The 1055-nt window shown below is 70.0% G+C and carries 1 pseudogene; it reads right to left on the reverse strand.

What is annotated here, in order from left to right:
- Positions 1-186: 186 nt before the first annotated feature.
- Positions 187-900: pseudogene (locus tag ACVOK8_RS19135) on the reverse strand (dihydrolipoamide acetyltransferase family protein); the annotation flags it as partial.
- Between the last annotated feature and the right edge of the window lie 155 nt (positions 901-1055).

Genomic DNA, 1055 nt, shown 5'->3' on the forward strand with positions numbered 1-1055 from the left:
CCCCCCGGTGGGGCGGCGGGGTCCCCCCCCCCCCCCCCCGCGCCGCCCGCCCCCCCCCGCCGGGGGGGGCGCGGGGGGTTGGGTTCCGGGCAGCTTCCAACAAGCAAACCCAAGGCAAACGCCAAGCCACAAAAAAAGGCCCGCATCGCTGCGGGCCTCAAAATCACACAGCCAACAAAAAATTTGTCAGTTGACCTTGGCCAGATCGTCGATCAGCACGCGCAGGAAGCGTGCGGCTTCGCCGCCGGTGCAGGCGCGGTGATCGAAGGTGACCGACAAGGGGATGACCTTGTGGGTTTCAATGCCGCCCATGACCGGGGTGACCTGGAAGCGGGCACGGCCTGCGGCGACGATGGCCACGCACGGCGGCACCACTACCGGCGTGGCGTAACGGCCGGCGAACATGCCGAAGTTGGACAGGCTGATGGTGTAGCCGCTCAACTCCGACGGCGCGATCGAACGGTCTTCGACCTGCTGGCGCAGACGGTTGATGCCTTCGCGCACGCCACGTGCATCGAGCATGTCGGCATTGCGCAGGGCCGGGACGAAAAGACCATCGTCGGTGTCCACGGCAATGCCGATGTCGACCTGGGCATGCAGGGTGCGGGTAAGGTTGTCACCGTCGAACCAGGCATTCATGGCCGGCACGGCCTGGCAGGCGCTGACGATGGCGCGCACCAGTCGCGAGGTCATGTCGTTGCCCGGCGCCCAGGCATGGATGTCGGCATCGTCGCTGAGCGTGGTCGGGACGACCTTGCTGTGCGCATCGGCCATCACCCGCGCCATGTTGCGGCGCACGCCCTTGAGCGGTTCCGGCTGGCCCTTGGCGACCACGCCCGGAGGAGCGGTGCGCATCGGCTTGCCTGCTGCAGACAGCGGGGTGCGCGCGCTTGAGCCCCTCTCCCCCTGGGAGAGGGGTTGGGGTGAGGGTGCGGCAGCTGCGGTGGAGGTCGGGGCGGCGCCCCCCCCGCCCCCCCCCGGCCGGAGTGGGGCGGGCGCCCGGGGCGGGGTGGGCCGCCCCGCGAGCCCAGAAGAGAATCAAACCCCGCACCCCC

It is taken from the genome of Stenotrophomonas sp. STEN083 (genome assembly GCF_056759195.1).